This window comes from Dorea sp. AF24-7LB, from assembly GCF_003478575.1.
Lineage (GTDB): Bacteria > Bacillota > Clostridia > Lachnospirales > Lachnospiraceae > Dorea_D > Dorea_D hominis.
Genome location: NZ_QUFR01000003.1, coordinates 166,015 through 188,938, shown reverse-complemented (window position 1 = coordinate 188,938; position 22,924 = coordinate 166,015). Strand labels below are relative to the sequence as shown.

Here is a 22,924-nt window from a genome sequence, read left to right as displayed (position 1 = left end):
ATGATATTATTAGTATACGTACTAAAGCGTTTAAAGAGAGGTGATATATTTGCGGAGAGACAGCAGTGGAACAAAGAGGAAAATACTGACCGTGTGCGTCCGTCTCTTTCTGGAACAGGGGTATAAAAACACCTCTGTCAGTCAGATTGTGGATGAAGCAGGTGTTGCAAGAGGAAGCTATTTGAATCTGTTTCCCACCAAGGATAAAATTTTGCTGGACTTGACCGAAACGATGTTCGGCGGACAGTTCGGCGTGGCAAGAAGCATTGCAGACAGCAAGCTGCCGCCAGTTTACGCCTATGCGGTGGAAACGGCGATCCAACTGACACTGACTGAACTGAATGAGAACCTGCGAGAAATCTACATTGAAGCCTATTCCCTGCCCGACACGTCGGAATATATTTACCTGCAAACCACAGCAGAGCTGAAGCAGATTTTTGGTGAAAATTTTCCCGATGATACCGAGAGCGACTTTTATGAGATGGAAATTGGCACGGCGGGATTGATGCGCAGCTATATGGCGAGAAAATGTGATATTCATTTTCCGTTGGAACGCAAGCTCAGTCGCTTTCTGACGGCGGCGATGCGGGTGTATCGTATACCGGAGGAAGAACAGGCAAAGGTGCTTGCCTTTATTCAATCACTGGATATTGAAGCAATTGCTACAGAGGTTATGTATAAGCTGTTTGCAATGCTGGAAATGAAATACGATTTTAAGCTGTCAAAGGACAGCAAAGGAAAGGAGAGGAAACTATATGAATAAGAAAATTTTGAGCGTTGTGCTCATACTGTGCGTGATGCTGGCTGTTATGCCTATGACGGCATATGCGGCGGATATTGCGTTTTGTTCTAAATGCAACCGGATACAAACAGTAAGGTTGACTTATCAATACTCAAATGATGAATGGCACATATGCAATGTTACATGCACGGTGTGTAATAATATATGGTTTTACGGAATGTCACACAAATGGAGCGGAACGGCGACTTGCACAAGCGGAAGGACATGCACGGAATGCGGCGGATCTTCCGAACCGCTTGGGCACGACTGGGGCACTTGGACGCAGAACAGCGATGAAAAGACCCACACCCGAATCTGTAAGCGTGACACCAGCCATACGGAAACCGAGAATTGCCACGGCGGCACGGCCACCTGCACCCAAAGAGCAACATGCACAGTTTGCGGTGCGGAATATGGCGATGCTCTGGGACATGATTTTACTACCAGTTGGACACATGATGATAACGAGCACTGGAAGCAGTGTTCCCGTTGCGATGCAAAGGATGACGTAAGCCCTCATACTTGGGACAGCGGTACGATAACAACAGCGCCTACCTGCACAAAAGCGGGCAAAAAGACATATAGCTGCACCAAGTGCGACGCAACAAAAATAGAGCCGATTCCAGCTACGGGCCATAGCTGGAAGTCCGATTGGACGTCCGATGCAACGCATCACTGGTATGAATGTGACAATAAAAACTGCGATGTGACGGATAACGCGGGAAAGAAAGGCTACGCGGAGCACTCCGGCGGCAAAGCGACCTGCACCCAAAATGCCGTCTGTGAGTTTTGCAAGGCTGAGTATGGCGAAAAGCTGCCCCACGACTTCACGGCGGAGACCGTGGATGCAAAGTACCTGAAATCCGCCGCCACCTGCACGGAAAAGGCAGTCTACTACAAGTCCTGCGCAGTCTGCGGTCTGAGCTCCGAGGGCACGGCGGATGAGGCGACCTTCTTCTCCGGCAATGCGCTGGACCACAACTGGGGCGCTTGGACGCAGAACAGCGATGAAAAGACCCACACCCGAATCTGTAAGCGTGACACCAGCCATACGGAAACCGAGAATTGCATCGATGCAAACAAAGACCACAAATGTGATATCTGCGATTATATAATCAGCGAGTGTGCAGACGATAACAAAGACCACAAGTGTGATTATTGCGGCAAGAAGCTGACTGAGCACACCGGCGGGAAAGCGACCTGCAAGGACAAGGCAAAGTGCGAAGTCTGCGGTGCGGAATACGGTGAGCTTGATGCGAAGAACCACACCGACTTAAAGCACTTCCCGGCAACTACGGCGACCAAGACCACCGAGGGCAATATCGAGTACTGGTACTGCGAAGGCTGCGGTAAATATTACAGCGACAAGGACGGTACAAAGGAAATCAAAAAAGCCGACACCGTAACGGCGAAGCTGAAGGACGATTCCAAATCTTCGCAGACCGGCGATACAAGCAACCTTGCTTTGTGGATTGCCTTGCTGTTTGTCAGCGGCGGTGCAGCCATTGGCACAACGGTTGTCAGCAGAAAGAAAAAGTACAACAGATAATTGAATAGCGTTCCCTTGCCCCATCTTCCGAGCAAGACAAAAGCGTCGTAGCGATACGGCGCTTTTTTGTTACCCGGAAGCGACAAACAGCGGCTTTTGAATGGTTGGCGGTAAAGGATACCGCCGCTAAAACAAAGCCGCTCATATCGAAAGAAAACGCCCAAAATCGCCCCGAAACTATACAGTGGGAAACGGTTTTGGGCATTTCTGCGTTTCGGGAGCAAATCGGCAGTGAAAAGGAGGTGCTCGCTATGCCCCGTATGCCGAAATACCTCAAGGAAGAATGGGCGTTCTTTCTTGATGAGCGTGGCAGGAAGAAATACAACGAGCTTTGCAGGAAATGCGAAAGGAGCTGCAAGCAGAGCTTCCGTGCCGCCGTTATCCAATGCCCACACTATCTATCGAAAAGGAGAACAAGACAATGACAGACTATGCGAACAACACCCCAGCAAAGCTGGAAATCATCAAGGCAAGCGAGATTATACCCAAGGAGGTGCTCTGGCTGTGGTATCCCTATATCCCCTTCGGCAAGGTCACACTGCTGCAAGGCGACCCCGGTGACGGCAAGAGTAAGCTGATGCTTTCTCTTGTCGCTTTGCTTTCCAAGGGTGCGCCGCTGCCCTTTGCCGATGAGGACGAACAAGGCGAGCCGATGACGGTTATCTATCAGACCACCGAGGACGATGCAGACGATACCGTTGTGCCGAGATTTAATTCGGCGGGCGGTGACGGTGATAGGCTCATCTTCATCAAGGAGGACGAAAAGAGCCTGACCTTTGGAGATGACCGTATCCGTGAGGCCGTGGAGAAGTACAACGCCAAGCTGCTGATCCTCGACCCAATGAGTTCATATATCGGTGACACCTGCTCGATGAACAACGCCAATGAAACGAGAGCCGAGTTCAACCACCTGATTGCCGTTGCCAAGGACACCGGCTGCGCCATCGTCATCATCGCCCATATGAACAAGGCGAAGGACACAAGCCCCCTCTATCGCACCAACGGCTCTATCGACATTGCCGGTGCAGCGAGAAGCATTCTTGCTGTCACACGCACGGCAAACAAACAGAACCCCGCTGAGCGTTATCTGGTGCAGGTCAAGAGCAATCTTGCGCCGATGGGCTCGGCTATTCTCTTTGAGGTAGCCGACAAGGGCGTGAACTTTCTTGATGAGCTGGAGCTGAATGCGGAGGATGCTTTCTCTGCTTCTGCGCCGAGGATGGGCAGACCGAATGCCTGTGAGGAAGCGGCAACGGACTTTATCCGTTCCCTGCTGGCGGGCGGTAGGCGGCTGGCTTCCGATTGAGAATGGGCAGGAAGTCACGGACGAGGACGACCTGCCTATTTGATTGAGGTTTTGAGGGAGGTCAAGGGAGGAAAGCCCTTGCCCACGACATCTTTGCAGCGAAGCTGAAAGTGTCATAGTGGGTTACGCACTTTGAAAAAGTTGCGTAACCCGCACCCCCCTCCCTTTCCGCTGACTGGAGGTGATGAGAATGGCGGAAGGAAATTGGAACGTTATCCGAGTGGAGAAAATCTCCGCAGAGGGAGCGCAGAAAACCGAGCGACACAACGAGCGCAAGAACGAAAGCTACGCAAATCTTAATGTGGACACCGAGCAAATTGCCCGCAATGTTCACTTTAAGGACACCGGCGGTCTGACCTACAACGAGTATTTCCAGCGGCTCATTGATGAGGGCAAAATCTCCACAAGAGGACAGAAAGCCGGGGCAACGGTCTTTAACGAGCTGGTCATTGATGTGAACACAAGGTACTTTGAGGAGCACGGCGGCTACGAATATGCCAGGCAGTTCTACGAGGAAGCCTACCGTTTGGGCTGTGAGATTTACGGCGAGGAGAACATCGTGTCGGCGGTTATGCACGCCGATGAAATCAACAAGGCGGTGTCCGAAGAACTGGGCAAGCCGGTCTACCACTACCACCTGCACATCGTGGCAATCCCCACCGTCAGAAAAGAAATCTTGTGGTCGAAACGCTGCAAGGACGAAGCCCTGAGAGGAACGGTCAAGGAGGTCATCAACCAAGTTTCCCACTCGAAGAAATGGAAGAACGCCGTTCCTCTGCTGGACGAAAACGGGCAGCAGGTTATCAGCAAATACGGAAAGCCGATGTTCCGCAAGTCCTACTCCGTTCTGCAAGACAAGCTCTTTGAGCATATGACCGAAGCGGGTTTCACCGGCTTTGAGCGTGGCGTATTGGGCAGCACAGCGGAGAATTTGAGCAGCCTGGATTATCAAATTCAGAAGGACAAGGAACGACTTGCCCACATTCAGGAACGCATTGAAGCCGAGCAGGTACGCTATGAACCTGCTCACGAAGTCCGCAAGACAATGGCAGAGATTGAGGGTATGGGGCAGAAAACCATCACCGGCAAGATTTCCGTTTCCAAGGACGATTATCAACAGCTCACGGCACTTGCCAAGGAGGGTATCACAAGCCGCAGTGAAATCCAAGATTTGAAAAGCAGCGTTTCCTACTATCAAAGGCAATATTTCAATGCGTCCTCTGCCGTGGAACGATTGCAGGAACGCTATGACCGGCTCAAAAAAAATGCCAGCCGTTTTTGCAGGCACTGGAACACTTCCCAAAGCTGGTGGAGGTCTTTGTAGAGAAGGTCAAGGAGCTTTTCAGTATCAAGGAAGCACAGGAAGGAATCAATTTACCGAAGAAAATAAAAAAGACAGAGTATCGTGTCCTGAAAATTGACGAGAAGAAAACATTGACACTTCCGCAGGTGCTTCGGTTGATTGAGGCAAGCAAGGAGACACCGATTCATATGCAAATTCTGTTTGCGGTATTGATGGGACTCAGAAGAAGTGAAATAAATGGTCTGAAATACAGTGATGTCGATTACATTCACAGGATGTTGAGAGTAGAGCGTCAGTTGGGAAAGAAGCCAAACAGTAAAGCAGAAGACTGTGCACCTAAGATGCTGACAAAGCAGGAAATTAAAACAAAAACACCTGCTGGTGTGCGTGAACTTCCAATACCGGATTATGTATTTGAAGCAATTCTGGAAGAACGGAAAACTTATGAGAAGAACCGCAGACGCAGACCAAAAGAGTTCCGGGACTGGAATTATATTTGTTGTTCTACATATGGGAATCCAAGGAGTAAAGGTTTTCATCAGAAATACTATAAAGACTTGTTGAAATCCTTGGATTTGCCGGATATTCATTTTCACCAGTTGAGAAATACCTATGCAACTATTTTGCTGAAGAATAGCTTTAATTCAAAAGGTGTTTCGCATTTATTGGGACATGCCAAGGAAATCATATCAGTAGATGTCTATGGAGATACGCAGGAAATCATAGAAGACTGTCTGGATGTATTGGAACCATTTATTGAAGAAGTTATTCCAAAAGAGAGGAAAGATCAGTATTATGATTATTCAGAAGTGATTGAAATAGACTTAATTCTGGAGGAATATTTCAACGCAGCATGATAAAAAATAGAATAGTAGTAAGATAGAAAAGTACAAATGAGAATCGAACGTTTGTACTTTTTTCTTGCTTCCATCTATATACTTTCAAAAAAATGTTTGATATAATAGGGACTGTTACAAGAACAAACAGTAAAAATATGACAGAACCGGAGCCTAGTATCATCAGGCATTTCCGAGTGCTGTTTTATCCGCAAAAATGAATTTTGTGACTTTTATTCGTAACGAAACAAAAATGACCTCTATTCGAGACAAAAATAAGCATTTCGTTACGAATCTGATTACGAATTTTTGGCTGATAGTGATCGTACTAAAAGTCATAAATGGAGGAATTTACCATGAATGAGTTCAAATTAAAAGCCCCATATGAGCCAACCGGAGACCAGCCACAGGCGATTGCAGAGCTTGTGAAAGGGTTCAAGGAAGGTAATCAATGCCAGACTTTACTAGGGGTTACGGGTTCTGGAAAAACTTTTACGATGGCAAATGTGATTCAGCAATTACAGAAGCCGACGCTTGTCATCGCTCATAATAAGACGTTAGCAGCTCAGTTATACGGAGAGTTCAAGGAGATGTTCCCCGAGAACGCAGTGGAATATTTTGTATCCTACTATGATTATTACCAGCCGGAAGCCTACGTTCCGTCATCCGACACTTACATTGCGAAGGATTCTTCTGTAAATGAAGAGATTGATAAATTAAGACTGTCGGCAACAGCGGCGTTGATCGAACGGAGAGATGTAATCGTAATTGCCAGTGTATCCTGTATTTATGGTTTGGGCGAACCGGAGAACTTTGAGCAGATGATGGTATCATTAAGACCGGGAATGGAGAAAGACCGGGATGAAGTACTGCGTCAGCTGATAGATATTCAATATGACAGAAATGATATGGATTTCAAGCGTGGAACGTTTCGTGTGCGGGGAGATACAGTAGAGATTGTGCCGGCAGACCGTGGGGATACTGCGATCAGAGTTGAGTTTTTCGGGGATGAGATCGATCGGATTTCAGAGATTGATATGCTTACCGGTGAGATTAAAAATACATTGAATCACATTGCAATATTTCCGGCTTCTCATTATGTCGTTCCAAAGGAACGTATGGAGAAAGCAATTCATGATATTGAGCTTGAATTGGAAGGCCAGGTGAAATATTTCAAAGGCGAAGGAAAGCTTCTGGAAGCACAACGTATTGCGGAACGGACAAATTTTGATGTTGAGATGATGAGGGAGACTGGCTTCTGTTCCGGAATTGAAAACTATTCCAGACATCTGGCAGGACTGCTTCCGGGACAGCCGCCGAATACGCTGCTGAATTATTTCCCGGACGATTTTGTAATGATGATTGATGAGTCGCATAAGACAGTTCCGCAGATTGGTGGAATGTATCATGGAGACCAGTCGAGAAAACGTACCCTGGTGGAATATGGTTTCCGTCTGCCATCGGCACTGGATAACCGTCCGCTTAGTTTTGATGAATTTGAAAATAAGATTGACCAGGTACTTTTTGTTTCGGCTACGCCAGGCACTTACGAAGAAGAGCATGAACTTCTCCGGGCAGAGCAGGTAATCCGGCCGACCGGGCTTCTGGATCCTGAGATTGTAGTGCGTCCGGTAGAAGGACAGATTGATGATCTGATTGGTGAAGTGAATAAAGAGATCGTAAAAAAGAATAAAGTACTGATTACAACACTTACGAAACGAATGGCAGAGGATCTGACCGATTATATGCGGGAAGTAGGCATCCGTGTAAGATATTTACATTCGGATATTGATACGCTGGAGCGTACAGAGATTGTCCGTGATATGCGACTGGATGTCTTCGATGTGCTTGTCGGAATCAATCTTTTGCGTGAAGGTCTGGATATTCCGGAGATTACACTTGTGGCAATTCTTGACGCGGATAAAGAAGGATTCTTACGTTCAGAGACGTCACTGGTACAGACGATCGGTCGTGCTGCGCGTAATGTGGAAGGACATGTTATCATGTACGCGGATACGATCACGGAATCTATGCAGAAAGCGATGGATGAGACGTCAAGGAGACGTGAAATCCAGATGAAATATAATGAAGAACATGGAATCACACCAAAGACGATACAGAAGAGCGTCCGTGATCTGATCAGTATTTCAAAGAAAGTTGCTGCATCTGAGATGAAGATGGAAAAAGATCCGGAGTCTATGAGTGCAAAGGAACTGGAGAAGCTGATCGCAGATGTGACAAAGCAGATGAAGAAAGCGGCAGCAGAGCTGAATTTCGAAGCGGCAGCAGAGTTGCGTGATAAATTAATAGAATTAAAGAAGCTACAGAAGGAAGAATAAAGAAAAATGGCAGATAAAAAGCCAGATAGAATAAAAAATGCAGCAGCTGCAGAAACAATTAAAATAAAGGGGCATAAAAAACGGTGGATAGAAAAGAGAACAATCGATATATAAGAATACGGGGAGCCAATGAGCATAATCTGAAGAATGTAGATTTGGATATTCCAAGAGATAAACTGGTTGTCCTTACAGGACTTAGTGGTTCGGGAAAGTCTTCTTTGGCGTTCGATACCATTTATGCGGAAGGACAGAGACGATACATGGAATCGCTGTCTTCTTATGCAAGACAGTTTTTGGGACAGATGGAAAAACCGGATGTAGAGAGCATTGAGGGACTTTCACCAGCAATTTCTATTGACCAGAAATCTACGAACCGGAATCCGAGATCTACGGTTGGAACGGTAACGGAGATTTATGATTATTTCCGATTATTATATGCAAGAATCGGAATCCCGCATTGTCCAAAGTGTGGAAGAGAGATCAGAAGACAGACGGTCGATCAGATGGTAGACCAGATTATGGCACTTCCGGAACGGACGAAGATCCAGCTTCTTGCGCCTGTAGTCCGTGGCAGAAAAGGACGCCATGAGAAACTTTTAGACCGTGCAAAGAAGAGTGGATATGTCCGTGTGCGGATTGACGGGAATCTGTATGAACTCTCGGAAGAGATCAAATTAGATAAGAATATCAAACATAACATTGAAATTGTCGTAGACCGTCTCGTTGTAAAACCTGGAATCGAAAAACGACTGACAGATTCGGTGGAGAATGTGTTACACCTGGCAGAGGGCCTGATGATGGTAGATATTATTGACGGAGAAACGATGAATTTCAGTCAGAGCTTTTCATGTCCGGATTGCGGAATCAGTATTGATGAGATCGAACCAAGAAGCTTTTCTTTCAATAATCCGTTTGGTGCGTGCCCGGAATGTTTCGGACTGGGTTATAAAATGGAATTTGATGAAGATCTGATGATTCCGGATAAGAAACTGAGCATCGCCGAAGGTGCGATTACGGTACTGGGATGGCAGTCGTGTACCGATAAGAAGAGTTTTACCTATGCGATTCTCGATGCTTTAAGCAAGGAGTACAAATTTTCACTGGATACACCTTTTGAGGAATATCCGAAAAAAATCCACGATATATTGATCCATGGAACGGATGGAAAAGAAGTGAAAGTCTATTACAAAGGTCAGCGTGGAGAAGGTGTGTATGATGTCGCTTTCGAAGGGCTGCTCCGCAACGTGGAACGCAGATACCGAGAGACGGGTTCCCAGACAATGAAAGCAGAATATGAAGAATTCATGAGGATTACGCCGTGCAGTGCCTGCAAAGGGCAGAGGCTAAAACCGGAAGCGCTGGCAGTAACTGTCGGAGGATGCAATATTGCCGAACTGACAGACCTCTCTATTGAAAAACTGCATCAGTTCCTGGAAACATTGGAATTAGACAAACAGCAGATGTTGATCGGGGGACAGATTTTAAAGGAAATCCGTGCAAGAATCCGGTTTCTTCTGGATGTTGGGCTGGATTATCTGACACTTGGAAGAGCAACCGGTTCGTTATCCGGAGGGGAAGCGCAGAGAATCCGGCTTGCAACACAGATCGGTTCCGGCCTGGTAGGTGTGGCATATATTCTGGATGAGCCGAGTATCGGACTTCATCAGAGAGATAATGATAAATTATTAAATACGCTGAAACATCTGCGTGATCTGGGCAATTCAGTTCTTGTAGTAGAGCATGATGAAGATACAATGCGGGAAGCAGATTATATTGTTGATATTGGACCGGGAGCGGGAGAACATGGTGGAAAAGTTGTAGCAGAGGGAACTGCTGAAGAAATCATGGCGAATCCGGATTCGATAACAGGAGCATATTTAAGTGGCAAGAAGAAGATACCGGTGCCGGAAGTGCGGGAGAAGCCATCAGGCTGGCTGAAAATTACCGATGCAGAAGAGAACAATTTAAAAGGGATCGATGTGGAGATTCCGCTTGGCATTATGACTTGTGTAACCGGTGTCTCAGGTTCGGGGAAAAGTTCTCTTGTAAATGAAATTTTATATAAAAGACTTGCCAGGGATTTGAACCGTGCCAGAACAATTCCGGGAAAGCACAAGAATATTGAAGGACTGGAACAGCTTGACAAAGTAATTGCCATTGACCAGTCTCCAATTGGGCGTACACCGAGGTCAAATCCTGCCACGTATACCGGCGTCTTTGATCTGATCCGTGATCTTTTTGCGTCAACAGCGGATGCCAAAGCAAGAGGCTATAAAAAAGGAAGATTCAGTTTCAATGTGAAGGGCGGACGATGTGAAGCCTGCAGTGGAGACGGTATTTTAAAAATAGAGATGCATTTCCTGCCAGACGTATATGTGCCTTGTGAAGTTTGTCACGGAAAGAGGTATAACAGAGAAACTCTGGAGGTAAAATACAAGGGTAAGAGTATTTATGATGTGCTGAATATGACGGTGGAAGAAGCATTGCATTTTTTTGAAAATGTACCAAGTATCCGCAGAAAAATGGAAACTCTGTACGATGTAGGACTTTCTTATATCCGCTTGGGACAGCCTTCGACACAGCTCTCGGGAGGAGAAGCGCAGAGAATCAAACTTGCAACAGAACTGAGTAAGAGAAGTACAGGAAAGACCATCTATATTCTGGATGAACCGACAACCGGACTGCATTTTGCAGATGTGCACAAACTTACGGAAATTTTGCGCAGACTTTCCGCAGATGGAAATACCGTTCTTGTGATCGAACATAATCTGGATGTTATTAAGACTGCGGATTATATCATTGATATGGGCCCGGAAGGCGGAGATAAGGGCGGAACTGTTATTGCGCAGGGAACACCGGAACAGGTGGCTGACAATCCGGTTTCCTACACAGGCAGATATATCCGACAGGTGTTAGATAAATAATAGTTCCATTCGACAGGATACACGTTTGCTTCACAAATAATTAAGGAAAAAGGGCTTTCTATTTTAGAGGAATTTGATTATAATGATACATGCATGAAAACCAGATGCAGAAATGAAAGGGGATTGAACATGTCGGTCGATATTGGGATTGATTTAGGCACTGCCAGTGTTCTGGTATATGTAAAAGGAAAGGGAGTTATCTTAAAAGAGCCATCTGTTGTGGCTTTTGACAGAGATTCAAATATAATAAGAGCGATCGGAGAAGAAGCAAGACTGATGCTCGGGAGAACACCGGGAAACGTTGTAGCGATCCGTCCGCTGCGCCATGGTGTGATTTCAGATTATACTGTGACGGAAAAGATGATCAAATATTTTGTACAGAAAGCAATGGGAAAGCGTTCATTTAAAAAGCCACGTATCAGTATCTGTGTACCAAGCGGTGTGACAGAAGTGGAGCGTAAAGCGGTAGAAGAAGCTACTTATGCGGCAGGTGCGAGAGATGTGAAACTGATCGAGGAACCGGTTGCGGCAGCGATTGGTGCCGGAATTGACATTTCCAAGCCATGTGGCACATTACTCGTAGATATCGGTGGAGGAACAACAGATGTAGCTGTGATCTCTCTGGGGGGAACAGTTGTGAGCGCCTCACTGAAACTTGCAGGAGATGATTTTGATGAAGCCATTGTCCGTTACATGAAGAAAAAACACAATCTTCTGATTGGTGAGCGGACAGCAGAAGATATTAAGATTAAGATCGGAACGACCTATCAGATGATGGAAGACGAAGTGATGGAAGTGAAAGGCCGTAATCTTGTAACCGGATTACCAAAAGTCGTAACAATTTCTTCGTCGGAGACGGAGCAGGCATTAAGGGAGACAACGGGACAGATCGTAGAATCAATTATGAACGTATTGGAGAGAACTCCGCCGGAGCTGTCAGCAGATATTTTGGAGCGTGGCATTGTTCTGACTGGTGGAGGAGCAATGCTCCGCGGGCTGGAAGAGCTGATTGAAGAGCGTACCGGTATTAATACAATGACTGCTGATGAACCGATGCAGGTAGTTGCTATTGGAACCGGACAGTATGTTGAATTTATGAGTGGACAGAAAGAATATTAAAATACAAATACGAAGAAGCACATATGGAAGAGATAAAAGGTTATGTAGAACACATTGTATACCGGAATGAAGAAAATGGTTATACAGTTTTTAATTTAAATAATGAAGATGGTGAACTGACCTGTGTAGGAAAGTTTCATTATATAGAAGAAGGCGAACTTCTGGAGCTTGAAGGCGAATATACGGTACATAAGCTGTATGGAACACAGCTTCAGGTATCGGCTTCACGAGTATGTGCGCCGGAAGATCTGATTTCCATTGAGAGATATCTTGGCTCAGGCGCAATTAAAGGCGTGGGAGCGGCACTTGCGGGACGGATTGTCAAGAAGTTTAAGGAAGAGACATTCCGGATCATTGAAGAAGAGCCGGAACGTCTGGCAGAAGTCAAGGGAATCAGCGAGCGGAAGGCAAGAGAGATTGCTGTTCAGGTAGAAGAGAAAAAAGAAATGCGGGAGGCAATGATCTACCTGCAGAATTATGGAATATCTACGACTCTTGCAGCAAAGATTTATCAGCATTACGGGCAGAATGTTTACCGTGTGATAGAAAATAATCCATATCAGATTGCAGATCATGTGCCGGGTGTTGGCTTTAAAACTGCTGATGAGATCGCATCAAAAGTTGGAATCCATACAGATTCCGATTTCCGGATCCGCAGCGGTATTTTTTATACTTTGCAGGAAAGTGTCATGGAAGGACATATTTACCTGCATAAGAAGGAACTGCTGTATCGCGCGGGCGAACTGCTTGGCGTACGAATTACAGATCTGGAGCCATATCTGATGGATCTTTCTATGGAAAAGAAAATCGTTGTAAAAGAAGACAGAATCTATGCTTCGCATTATTATTATATGGAACTGAATACAGCAAAGATGCTGCATGATCTGAATACAAGGGATGAAATTGCAGATGTAGTCCTTCTCCACCGCATTCATGAAATTGAAAAAAATACAGGGATGCAGTTGGATGAAATGCAGCAAAAAGCGGTCATGGAGGCGGCGAGAAACGGGATTATGGTGCTGACCGGAGGCCCGGGTACAGGAAAGACAACAACCATCAATGCAATGATTCATTTTTTTGAAAGCGAAGGAATGGAGATTGCGCTGGCTGCGCCTACCGGACGTGCTGCAAAAAGAATGACAGAGACAACCGGATATGAGGCACAGACGATTCATCGTTTGCTGGAAGTGAATGGAAATCCGGAGGAGGAAGACACCCCATCCGGATTTGGAAGAAATGCGGAGAATCCGCTGGAAACAGATGCAATTATCATAGATGAGATGTCGATGGTGGATCTGCCACTGATGTATGCACTGCTTGGTGCGATTGTTCCGGGAACCCGTCTGATCCTTGTGGGTGACCGGAATCAGCTTCCAAGTGTAGGTCCGGGAAGTGTCTTAAAAGACATTATAGCTTCGAAATGTTTTCCGGTCGTTATGCTGACAAAGATTTTCAGACAGGCGGGAGAAAGCGATATTGTAGTGAATGCGCATAAGATCAATCAGGGAGAACCGATTGTACTGGATAATAAGAGTATGGATTTTTTCTTCCTGAAAAGACAGGATCCGAATGTGATCATTAGTATTGCAATTACACTTGTCCAACAGAAGATGCCCAAATATGTACACGCAAAACCATATGATATCCAGGTCCTGACACCGATGCGCAAAGGTCTTCTTGGAGTGGAACGGCTGAATCGGATTTTACAGGAATATCTGAATCCGTCACAGAAGAATAAAAAGGAAAAAGAATATGGAGAACGGCTTTTCCGTGAAGGTGATAAAGTTATGCAGATTAAAAATAATTATCAACTGGAATGGGAAGTATCTACAAAATATGGAATGACCATAGACAAAGGGCAGGGCGTTTTTAATGGAGATACCGGAATTATCCGTGAGATTAATACATACGAAGAAACTGTGACGGTAGAGTTTGATGAACAGCGGAAAGTCAAATATCCGTATCAGCTGTTAGATGAACTGGAACTTGCATATGCAATCACGATTCATAAAGCGCAGGGAAGTGAATATCCGGCGGTTGTCATTCCGCTTTTGCAGGGACCAAGACAACTTTATACGAGAAATCTTTTGTATACAGCAGTGACACGGGCAAAACAATGTGTGACACTTGTGGGGAGTGAAACCGTATTTCAGGAAATGATTCGTAATACACACGAACAGAACAGGAATACGAGCCTGGCAGAACGAATCCAGGAGTTTATTGATTAAGAATAAAGACAGCAATAGTAAAGCAGATAATAAAGAAAAAATATGGAAGTGGCTGTTAAAACTTTTATGGCCGGAGAGGTGTCCATTCTGCATGAGGGCATACAGAACGGGGATCTGCCCTGAATGCCAGAAGAAGCTTAAGCCACTTTTTGTGACTGAACCAAGATGTGTACAGTGCGGAAAGCCACTGCATGTATCTGAAAAAGAATACTGCTATGACTGTGCAGAGGGACAGCACTATTTTGATGCCGGAAGTGCAGTGTGGGTGCATAAAGAACCGGTGAGCAATTCTATATATCAATTTAAATATCATAATCAAAGAGCATTCGCTAAAGAATACGCAAAAGTACTGGTCGGACAATTTGAAAAAGAGATCCGAAGATGGAATCCGGATGTACTCATACCGGTTCCGTTACATAAAAAGAGAAAAAAGAAGAGAGGCTATAATCAGGCAGAACTTCTTGCTGCAGAGATCGGCAGACTTATGAACCTGCCTGTGGAAACAGATCTTGTAGTCCGCACAAAGAATACAAAGCCACAAAAAAACCAGGGACACAGAGGAAGAAAGCAGAACCTGAAGCAGGCATTTGGACTAAAATACCGCTTCCGGAAAGGCTGTACGATTGTTGTTGTAGATGATATTTATACAACCGGAAATACGATCGATGCAGTATCATTTCTGCTGAAAAAAGCAGGCGCTGAAAAAGTCTATTTTTTAACTATAAGTATTGGACAAGGATACTGATATTTGTTATACTTAAAATGATGTTTAAAAGTAGAAAATAGAAGTTTGAGGTGGATTATGTTAGATAGAAGCAAAGTGAAGTTGATGACAAAACTTGCTTTATATGAACAGACACAGGGAAAAGAAGATTTTAAGATCAGTGAATACTATAGAAAAGATTATGTCGGCTTACATTCAATCTGCTCATTTTTGTGGGTTACGGTTGGATATATCTGTGTGTGGATGCTGATACTGTTGGCGGGATTTGACCTGATCGTAGGTCATATGTCATTGCTGTTAATGCTCATTATGATGCTTGTTGCAGTAGTAGGATATGTTGTGATACTGGCGATATATGCCGGTGTGACAAGCCATGTGTATAATCAGAAACATAAGGATGCAAGACAGAGAGTGAAGATGTATAATCATGATCTGATAAAACTGCTTAAACTGTATGAAAAGGAGAAACAATAATATGGATAATCTGTTTGTAATACGAGAAAAAATGCGGGAACTGTATGCAGCACATTCCAGAGTATTCGATAAGGGAATACAATTTGTGCTCGCACTGGTGACGTTTTATCTGATCAATGGTAATGTCGGCTTTATGAAAGCGGCGGCATCACCGGTAGCAACGCTGGCTCTTGCTGTGATCTGTACATTCTTCCCGATGATCATCACGGTACTTCTTGCTACAGCGCTGATTCTGGTACATATGTTTGCAGCATCCGTTTCGGCACTGGCAGTTACAGCGTTGATTTTTCTTGTTATGTATATTTTTTATTTACGCCTGACACCGAAAATGGCAATTGTAGTATTGCTGACACCAATCGCATTTGCGTTCAATATTCCATACATTATTCCAATCGCATTAGGTCTGGTTGCAACACCGATCAGTCTGGTAGCTGTAATTTGTGGAACGATTGTATATTATATGATGGCATATGTGAAGAAAGCAGCTCCGGGAATGGAAAGTTCCGGGAAAGCAAAAATGATGACAGAGATTACTGCTTATGTAAAGCAGGTGTTTCAGAATAAGGAAATGTGGATTGCAATTGCAGCATTTATCATCTGTTTGTTCCTTGTATATACGATTCACCGTCAGGCGGCAGATCATGCATGGAAGATTGCAATTGCTGCCGGAGCAGTAGCGAATATTATCGTGATTGCAATCGGAGATGTGGCACTGGGAGTTCATACTTCTTATGTAGGTTTGATCTTTGGCAATATATTTGCGGTGATCATTGGACTGATTCTTGAATTGTTTTTCTTCTCTGTGGATTATGCAAAAAGTGAGAATTTGCAATATGAAGATGACGAATACTATTATTATGTAAAAGCAGTTCCGAAGCTTTCAGTGGCAACACCGGAGAAGACCGTAAAACGGATCAATGAAAGACATGGAACGGAGATCATGGATACAAATAAGATCCGCAAGAACAGACAGCCTAAGAATGACAGAGCTGAAAAAGTACATCCGAATCAGAGGCAGAGCAATCAGGGACGGAAGAGACCGACAGCTAAAAAAGGTCCTTCTGCAAAGAAACATGATATTGATGAAGTAAATAAACTGCTTTTGACACAGAGTTTGAAAAAAGATCTTAATATGAAATAAAGAATGCGATAAAAAAAGAAGGAGGTGACAGAATGGAACAGCGTATTTCTCATTTTTTGCAGAAATATGTAACAGAGGTGTATTTTCCTAATATAAGGATTACAGATATTGTAGAAGTATTGATTCTTACATTTCTGATCTATCAGTTGATGATCTGGGTAAAGAATACAAAGGCATGGATGCTGATGAAAGGAATCCTTGTGCTGGCTGTGTTTATTCTTGTTGCCGCAATTTTCCAGATGCATACGATTTTGTTCCTTGCCAAGAACGCAGTTACGGTTATGGCGACGGCAGCAGTTGTCGTTTTCCAGCCGGAACTTCGTAGAGCTTTGGAAAAGCTGGGAGAAAAAAGTGTACTTTCTTCTATGGTTCCGTTTGATACGACAAGAGACAGAGTGCGGTTCAGCGAGGATACGATCACAAGTATTGTAGAAGCTTCTTATAGTATGGGAAGTGTGAAGACAGGTGCGCTGATCGTAGTAGAGCAGGCAATCCGTCTGACAGAGTACGAGAGTACAGGAATTCATTTGGACTGCCTGATTTCCAAACAGGTTCTGGAACAGATTTTTGAACATAATACACCACTTCATGACGGTGCGATTATTGTGCGTGGAGACAGAATTGTGTCGGCAACCTGTTATCTGCCGTTGTCGGACAACATGGAACTTAGCAAAGATCTGGGAACAAGACATCGTGCAGCTGTGGGGATGAGCGAAGTCAGTGATGCAGTGATCATTGTTGTTTCTGAGGAAACAGGTGCTGTTTCAGTTGCGCACAGTGGAAAACTTCTTCGTGATATTACACGAGAGGAATTAAGAGCGAGTCTGGAACAGATCCAGAACCGCAAGGTGGAGTCCGGTAAATGGTATTCTTTGCGGAAAGGAAGGCGTAAGAATGAGAACAAGACTGTCGAATAATTTTAGTCTTAAGATATTAGCCTTTCTGGCTGCAGGTTTGTTGTGGCTTATAGTGGTTAATATTGATGATCCGATCATGGATCAGAATTTCAGTAACATTCCTGTAACAGTGATCAATACAGAAGTGCTTGCTTCAGAGGATTCTCCAAAGACGTATCAGATTCTGGATGATACACAGAATGTTACAGTTACGGTAAAGGCAAAACGTTCTGTTTTGAGTAAATTAAGTGCAAATGATATCACTGCTGTTGCTGATATGAAGGAACTTACATTGGAGACACAGATACCGATTGAAGTTACGGTGAAAAATTATAAAGTAGCGGATGCATATGCGACACCACGCAATATGCAGGTGAAACTGGAAGATGAGGAGACAAAGAAATTCCCAATCGTTCCAAAGACAACAGGTACGGTACGTGATGGATATGTTTTAGGACAGATTGAGGCTATGCCGGAGAAAGTATCGATCCGTGGACCGAAAACCGTAATTGATAAGATCAGTAAAGTAGAAGCTACAGTCAGTGTGTCTGGTTTATCCAAGACATCAACGCTGGAATCTGAGCTGAAACTATATGATGAAGATAACAATGAGATTGACCAGAATCTCTTGAGCAATAATCTTGGTACAGAAGGTGTAGACATTCACGTTGAACTGCTTCGTACAAAAAACGTACCGTTGAATTTTGACACTTCAGCGATCCAGGCAGCAAATGGTTATGAATTTTCAAATATTAAATACGAACCGAAAGAGATCAGTGTGTCAGGAGATGTTGATAAGCTTCAGCAGCTATCAGAGATTCAGATTCCGGCGTCAGCGCTGGCAATGGAAAATCTGAAAGAAAAGACAGAAAAGGTTATAGATGTTTCGGAGTATCTTCCGGATGGAATCGTACTGGCTGATGAGAATGTAAATTCTGTGGCAGTAACGATCCTGATAGAAAAGGACGGAACAAAATCTTTCGAAATATCAGTAGGTTCTGTATCGGTTCTGAATCTTGACAGTGATTTGTCTATCAATTATGAATCCGCAGATGCACTGGATATTCAGATTCGTGGACCGGAAGATGCGCTCAATAAGATAAATATCGATGAAAGTGTAAGTATTGATCTGGCAAAATATACGGAACCCGGAACTTATAATGTTCCAATTCAGGTATCACTTCCGGAACATTGTACGTTGGAGAAGAGTATGAGCATTAAAGTAGTGCTTGAAAATAAAGCGAAGGCGAATGTCAAGGACGAAGAAAAAACGAAAGAAAACAATTAAGAGAAAGGCAACAATATGTTAAAGCAGGAAGTAACGATCAGTAATCCGACGGGGCTTCATCTGAGACCTGCGGGGGTATTCTGTAATACGGCGAGCTATTATAACTGCAAAGTGCTGTTTCAACATGAAGAGACAGTAGCAAATGCAAAAAGTGTGCTGAGTGTGCTTGGAGCATGTATAAAAAAAGGGGATAAGATTGTCTTAATCTGCGACGGCGAAGACGAAGCTGATGCAATGAAAGCGATGGTCAGCGCTGTAGAAGACGGATTGGGAGAGTAAAAGTAAAAACAGTTTTTCCAACAGGAAAAACTGTTTTTTGTTAAGGAACTCGGATATACAGAAGGGAGATAAATAATGGCTAAGGATATAGATGAATTGTATAATGAATTAGATCATTTGCCAAATCAGGAACGAAAATACAAGAGAAGCAGGAAAGGATACAGTGAAGATCTGTATGATGAATATAGCAGACGGTCTGGAAAACAGAGATATTGCGATACGGATCCGTATACAACAGGACGGAGATACCGTGATGCAGATCCGTATACAGCAAGATCCGGTAATCAGAAGAGAAGAAAACGTAAAAAACGCCGGGATGACTGGAGACCGGTAAAGATTGGTGCAGTTTCTCATTTGTTGTGGATTCTGCAGGTTCTTGCTTCCATTGCAGCTTTTGGTTCCATGATTATTCTTGGAATTTTACCGGTGCCATATATGGTGGGATTTGCAGCGATATTGCTGATATTTGCATGTATCGTTAAGATTATGCAGATGCGGGCTGTGCGTTACGGGAAACGCAGAGTGAATGGCAGATGGAAAAAGAAATCAACCGGAAAATGGATTTCTCTTGTGACGGCGGCGTTGATGTGTATTCTCTGTTTTTATGGATTAAAAGTTAATTCGGCGCTGGATACGATCGCAATTGGTGAAGAAAGCGGTAAATACACGGAAGAAAAATCAATTGATGTAATACAAAAGCCGTTCAACGTTTATATCAGCGGTATTGATGTTTATGGTAATATTAATAAAAAGAGCCGTAGTGATGTGAATCTGATTGCAACTGTGAATCCGCAGACACATAAGATTCTTCTTACGACAACACCGAGGGATTATTATGTGACGATTCCGGGGGTGTCCGGAACACAAAAGGACAAGCTTACGCATGCAGGAGTATATGGAATCGACACATCGATTGCAACTTTGGAAAATCTATATGATATAGAGATTCCGTTTTTTGTACGTGTAAACTTTTCTTCGGTAGAAAATATCGTGGATATTATGGGAGGAGTAGATGTAGAATCCAAGCTGGCATTTACAACAGGAAAAGAATCCGGAACAGTAGTGGATGTAAAAAAAGGAGCGAATCATTTTAATGGAAAGCAGGCGCTGGCGTTTGTAAGAGAACGACATGCCCTGGCAGCGGGAGATAATCAGAGGGGGAAAAACCAGCAGGCGCTTCTGACTGCACTGATTCATGAAGCGATGTCTCCGGAGATCGTCTTACATGCAAACAGTATAATCAACAGCGTGGCAGGAAGCGCAGATACGAATATGTCTGAGAATCAGATCAAGTCGCTGATCCGCATGCAGCTTGGCACAATGAAAGGCTGGGATGTTCAGTCTGTGGCGGCGGAAGGAGATTCCAGCGGAAAACAGTATTGCTATTCTTATAAAGGAAAAGCGTTATATGTAACTGTTCCATATGAAAGTTCTGTGTCAAAAATTAAAAAGAAAATGAGGAGGGCTTTGCAATGAAAAATAAGAAAATAAGGCAGATGTTTGCAATGACATTAACAGGTGTGATGCTGTGTACTTTGCCGGTCTGTGCGGCAGAGCCCGCAGAAAATACAGAAACGGCGGAAACTGCGGAAATGCAGAGCCCGGATTCGGCAAAGACGGAAACATCAGAAAAAACGGAAGAGCCTGCGAAGCAGGATGAAGAGACAAAAGAGCTGGTACAGGAGTATACAGGCTGGCTCAAGGAGAACAAAGCAAGAGCGGTGACAGGAACTTACAGCAGTGAACTGAAGAAATTTCCTGCTGATTATCAGAAGCTGCTTGCCACACTTCATAAAGCACATCCAAACTGGATGTTTATTGCGAAAAATACAGGGCAGGACTGGAATGAAGTCGTGGCTAAGGAAAGTATTTCTGGTGGAAAGAGCAGCACGAATAACAGTCTTCTGCCGAAGACAGCAGGAAGCCTTCTGCTCAGTAAAAAGAGTACAGATTATAATGCTTCTACAGGAGCCTACATAGGAAAGGATGGACCAAACTGGGTATCGGCAAGCAGACCGGCAGTTGCTTATTATGCAGATCCAAGGAATTTTCTGACGGATCGATATATTTTCATGTTTGAAGCGTTGAATTATAATTCCAAATATCATACATTGACTGGTGTGGAAAATATTTTAAAAGGGACAGATCTTTATAAAAAGAAGATCAGTTATCTGGACAAAAAAGGAAAAACATTTAATTTGAAACGGACGTATGGCGAGACGATTCTTGCTGCCGGTGCAAATGCGGGCGTCAGTCCACTGTTCCTGACATCCAAGATCCGGCAGGAGACAGGCGCTAAGCTGACAAATGGAAGTATTTCCGGCAAATATTCCTATGGCAGGAAATCTTACCGTGGATATTATAATTACTATAATATAGGTGCAGTGCCGGGAGGAGCTACCGGTTCAGCGGTTGCCAATGGTCTTATTTTTGCAAAGGGCGGATCGAGCGGGAAGAACACTTCCTATACAAGACCGTGGATGTCTCCGGTCAGTTCCATTACCGGAGGGGCGCAATGGATCGCAGAAAAATTCATCAAGCGCGGACAGAATACGATTTATTATGAACGCTTTAATACAATTGTAAAACCATATTACAGCCATCAGTATATGCAGAATCTGACGGGAGCGGCAGCGGAAGCAAATTCTACTTATAATACATATAACAATATGAATATTGTCAATGATGCTTATGTATTTTACATTCCGGTTTATAAAAATATGCCGTCACAGGGAGCGACCGTGACGATTTCCAAATCTGTGAAGAGTGGAACTGTTACAACGAATGTCACGCTACGCAAAGGCGTTTCGTCCAGTACGCCTTCACTTGGCACGATACCGAAAGGAAAGAAAGTGACAGTCAGTGGCGGAAAATATACGGACAAGAGTTTGGCGGTTTCCACGCAGGAGGCAAATCCGTACTGGATGAAAGTAACGTATGCCGGAAAGACAGGTTATGTATCCAGCCGTTATCTGCAGATGAATACGAACACGAAGATTGTGGCAGGTAATACAAAACAGCTTAGCGCAAAATCTTCAAAAGCAGGAAAGATTTATTATGAGACAAGTAATCCGGCAGTGGCAACTGTGAATGACAGTGGTAAAGTCACAGGAAAGAAAGCCGGAAAATGTATGATCTATGCAGTGACAAGTTCCGGAAAAGCAGTTGATGCTATTGGAATTGAAGTGACGAAAAAGAGCGGTTCTTCGAATGACAAACCAACGCCAAAACCAGATCCAAAGCCTGCACAGGCAAAAACATATTCAACATACCAAGCAACAACAAACGTTAACTACCGGACAGGAGCCGGAACAAAGTATGCGACGAAAGGAACACTGAAAAAAGGACAAAAGATCAATGTAGAAAACGGCTATTCCAAAAAGGCGGACGGTTATACGTGGTATCGCTTTAAGATGAACGGTAAAAAATATTATGTTGCTTCAAAATACCTGAAAAAGGTAACAGCGGCAAAGAAAACATATACAAAATATGTGACAACAACAAGTGTCAATTACCGGACAGGAGCCGGAACGAAGTATGCGACGAAGGGAACTTTGAAAAAAGGACAGAAGCTCAACGTAGAAAACGGCTATTCCAAAAAGGCAGATGGATATAAGTGGTATCGCTTTAAAATGAATAGCAAAAACTATTACATTGCGTCAAAGTATTTGAAAAAAGCATAAAAATATTTACATAAAAAAAGGAATGAAACGGCATCGTGTAATCCCATGGGAGAG

Annotated in this window: 17 protein-coding genes; all 17 read left to right on the top strand. The window is 44.0% G+C overall.

Going from position 1 to position 22,924, the window contains the following annotated elements; all coding sequences use genetic code 11:
• Positions 1 to 40 precede the first annotated feature (40 nt).
• The 17 genes from DWY31_RS04880 (at position 41) to DWY31_RS04795 (ending at position 22,870) form a co-directional block, all read left to right on the top strand.
• Positions 41 to 763, top strand: coding sequence for a TetR/AcrR family transcriptional regulator (locus tag DWY31_RS04880; protein WP_186856175.1), 723 nt, complete (start codon positions 41 to 43; stop codon positions 761 to 763).
• Positions 756 to 2,330, top strand: a complete 1,575-nt coding sequence (locus DWY31_RS04875) for a hypothetical protein (RefSeq protein WP_118519676.1) — start codon at positions 756 to 758, stop codon at positions 2,328 to 2,330. Before DWY31_RS04880 ends, DWY31_RS04875 begins: the two co-directional genes overlap by 8 nt.
• 421 nt (positions 2,331 to 2,751) lie before the next feature.
• The gene (locus DWY31_RS04865) at positions 2,752 to 3,636 is read left to right on the top strand and encodes an AAA family ATPase (protein WP_118519674.1); all 885 of its coding nucleotides are present in this window, start codon (positions 2,752 to 2,754) and stop codon (positions 3,634 to 3,636) included.
• Positions 3,637 to 3,826: 190 nt separating this feature from the next.
• The gene (locus tag DWY31_RS04860; protein ID WP_243060417.1) at positions 3,827 to 4,960 is read left to right on the top strand and encodes a plasmid recombination protein; all 1,134 of its coding nucleotides are present in this window, start codon (positions 3,827 to 3,829) and stop codon (positions 4,958 to 4,960) included.
• Entirely contained in the window at positions 4,915 to 5,796 is an 882-nt protein-coding gene (locus tag DWY31_RS14010) for a site-specific integrase (RefSeq protein ID WP_243060415.1), read from the top strand. Before DWY31_RS04860 ends, DWY31_RS14010 begins: the two co-directional genes overlap by 46 nt.
• Positions 5,797 to 6,131: 335 nt before the next feature.
• Positions 6,132 to 8,114, top strand: a complete 1,983-nt coding sequence (gene uvrB / locus DWY31_RS04850) for an excinuclease ABC subunit UvrB (RefSeq protein ID WP_118519673.1) — start codon at positions 6,132 to 6,134, stop codon at positions 8,112 to 8,114.
• Positions 8,115 to 8,197: 83 nt separating this feature from the next.
• Positions 8,198 to 11,038: an excinuclease ABC subunit UvrA gene (uvrA, locus tag DWY31_RS04845; RefSeq protein WP_117538125.1), complete on the top strand. Its 2,841-nt coding sequence runs from the start codon at positions 8,198 to 8,200 to the stop codon at positions 11,036 to 11,038.
• Positions 11,039 to 11,167: 129 nt separating this feature from the next.
• Positions 11,168 to 12,157 carry a rod shape-determining protein gene (locus tag DWY31_RS04840; RefSeq protein WP_021861648.1) on the top strand — a complete coding sequence of 330 codons (990 nt, stop codon included), beginning with the start codon at positions 11,168 to 11,170 and terminating at the stop codon, positions 12,155 to 12,157.
• A gap of 23 nt (positions 12,158 to 12,180) precedes the next feature.
• Entirely contained in the window at positions 12,181 to 14,385 is a 2,205-nt protein-coding gene (gene recD2 / locus DWY31_RS04835; RefSeq protein WP_117538126.1) for an SF1B family DNA helicase RecD2, read from the top strand.
• Positions 14,378 to 15,130 carry a ComF family protein gene (locus DWY31_RS04830; protein ID WP_021861646.1) on the top strand — a complete coding sequence of 251 codons (753 nt, stop codon included), beginning with the start codon at positions 14,378 to 14,380 and terminating at the stop codon, positions 15,128 to 15,130. The genes recD2 and DWY31_RS04830 overlap by 8 nt, the downstream gene beginning before the upstream one ends.
• A gap of 57 nt (positions 15,131 to 15,187) precedes the next feature.
• On the top strand, positions 15,188 to 15,583 hold the full coding sequence (locus DWY31_RS04825) for a hypothetical protein (RefSeq protein WP_021861645.1): 396 nt from the start codon (positions 15,188 to 15,190) through the stop codon (positions 15,581 to 15,583).
• Between the two features lies 1 nt (position 15,584).
• Positions 15,585 to 16,724, top strand: coding sequence for a hypothetical protein (locus tag DWY31_RS04820; protein WP_021861644.1), 1,140 nt, complete (start codon positions 15,585 to 15,587; stop codon positions 16,722 to 16,724).
• Positions 16,725 to 16,756: 32 nt separating this feature from the next.
• Positions 16,757 to 17,641 carry a diadenylate cyclase CdaA gene (gene cdaA / locus DWY31_RS04815; RefSeq protein ID WP_021861643.1) on the top strand — a complete coding sequence of 295 codons (885 nt, stop codon included), beginning with the start codon at positions 16,757 to 16,759 and terminating at the stop codon, positions 17,639 to 17,641.
• A complete protein-coding gene (locus DWY31_RS04810) occupies positions 17,619 to 18,908 on the top strand; it encodes a CdaR family protein (protein ID WP_118519672.1) in 1,290 nt (429 codons plus the stop codon). Before cdaA ends, DWY31_RS04810 begins: the two co-directional genes overlap by 23 nt.
• Before the next feature lie 15 nt (positions 18,909 to 18,923).
• Positions 18,924 to 19,187 (top strand): HPr family phosphocarrier protein, encoded by a 264-nt coding sequence (locus DWY31_RS04805; RefSeq protein ID WP_021861641.1) that lies wholly within the window; start codon positions 18,924 to 18,926, stop codon positions 19,185 to 19,187.
• Positions 19,188 to 19,262: 75 nt separating this feature from the next.
• Positions 19,263 to 20,663: an LCP family protein gene (locus tag DWY31_RS04800; protein ID WP_118519671.1), complete on the top strand. Its 1,401-nt coding sequence runs from the start codon at positions 19,263 to 19,265 to the stop codon at positions 20,661 to 20,663.
• Positions 20,660 to 22,870: an SH3 domain-containing protein gene (locus DWY31_RS04795; protein WP_117538129.1), complete on the top strand. Its 2,211-nt coding sequence runs from the start codon at positions 20,660 to 20,662 to the stop codon at positions 22,868 to 22,870. The genes DWY31_RS04800 and DWY31_RS04795 overlap by 4 nt, the downstream gene beginning before the upstream one ends.
• Positions 22,871 to 22,924: the final 54 nt, after the last annotated feature.

Coding starts and splice junctions, on each gene's coding strand:
- DWY31_RS04840 (WP_021861648.1), top strand. CDS start 11,168: ATGTCGGTCGATATTGGGATTGATTTAGGCACTGCCAGTGTTCTGGTA.
- DWY31_RS04820 (WP_021861644.1), top strand. CDS start 15,585: ATGGATAATCTGTTTGTAATACGAGAAAAAATGCGGGAACTGTATGCA.
- DWY31_RS04860 (WP_243060417.1), top strand. CDS start 3,827: ATGGCGGAAGGAAATTGGAACGTTATCCGAGTGGAGAAAATCTCCGCA.
- DWY31_RS04875 (WP_118519676.1), top strand. CDS start 756: ATGAATAAGAAAATTTTGAGCGTTGTGCTCATACTGTGCGTGATGCTG.
- DWY31_RS04865 (WP_118519674.1), top strand. CDS start 2,752: ATGACAGACTATGCGAACAACACCCCAGCAAAGCTGGAAATCATCAAG.
- DWY31_RS04805 (WP_021861641.1), top strand. CDS start 18,924: ATGTTAAAGCAGGAAGTAACGATCAGTAATCCGACGGGGCTTCATCTG.
- recD2 (WP_117538126.1), top strand. CDS start 12,181: ATGGAAGAGATAAAAGGTTATGTAGAACACATTGTATACCGGAATGAA.
- DWY31_RS04795 (WP_117538129.1), top strand. CDS start 20,660: ATGAAAAATAAGAAAATAAGGCAGATGTTTGCAATGACATTAACAGGT.
- DWY31_RS04800 (WP_118519671.1), top strand. CDS start 19,263: ATGGCTAAGGATATAGATGAATTGTATAATGAATTAGATCATTTGCCA.
- DWY31_RS04825 (WP_021861645.1), top strand. CDS start 15,188: ATGTTAGATAGAAGCAAAGTGAAGTTGATGACAAAACTTGCTTTATAT.
- cdaA (WP_021861643.1), top strand. CDS start 16,757: ATGGAACAGCGTATTTCTCATTTTTTGCAGAAATATGTAACAGAGGTG.
- uvrB (WP_118519673.1), top strand. CDS start 6,132: ATGAATGAGTTCAAATTAAAAGCCCCATATGAGCCAACCGGAGACCAG.
- DWY31_RS04810 (WP_118519672.1), top strand. CDS start 17,619: ATGAGAACAAGACTGTCGAATAATTTTAGTCTTAAGATATTAGCCTTT.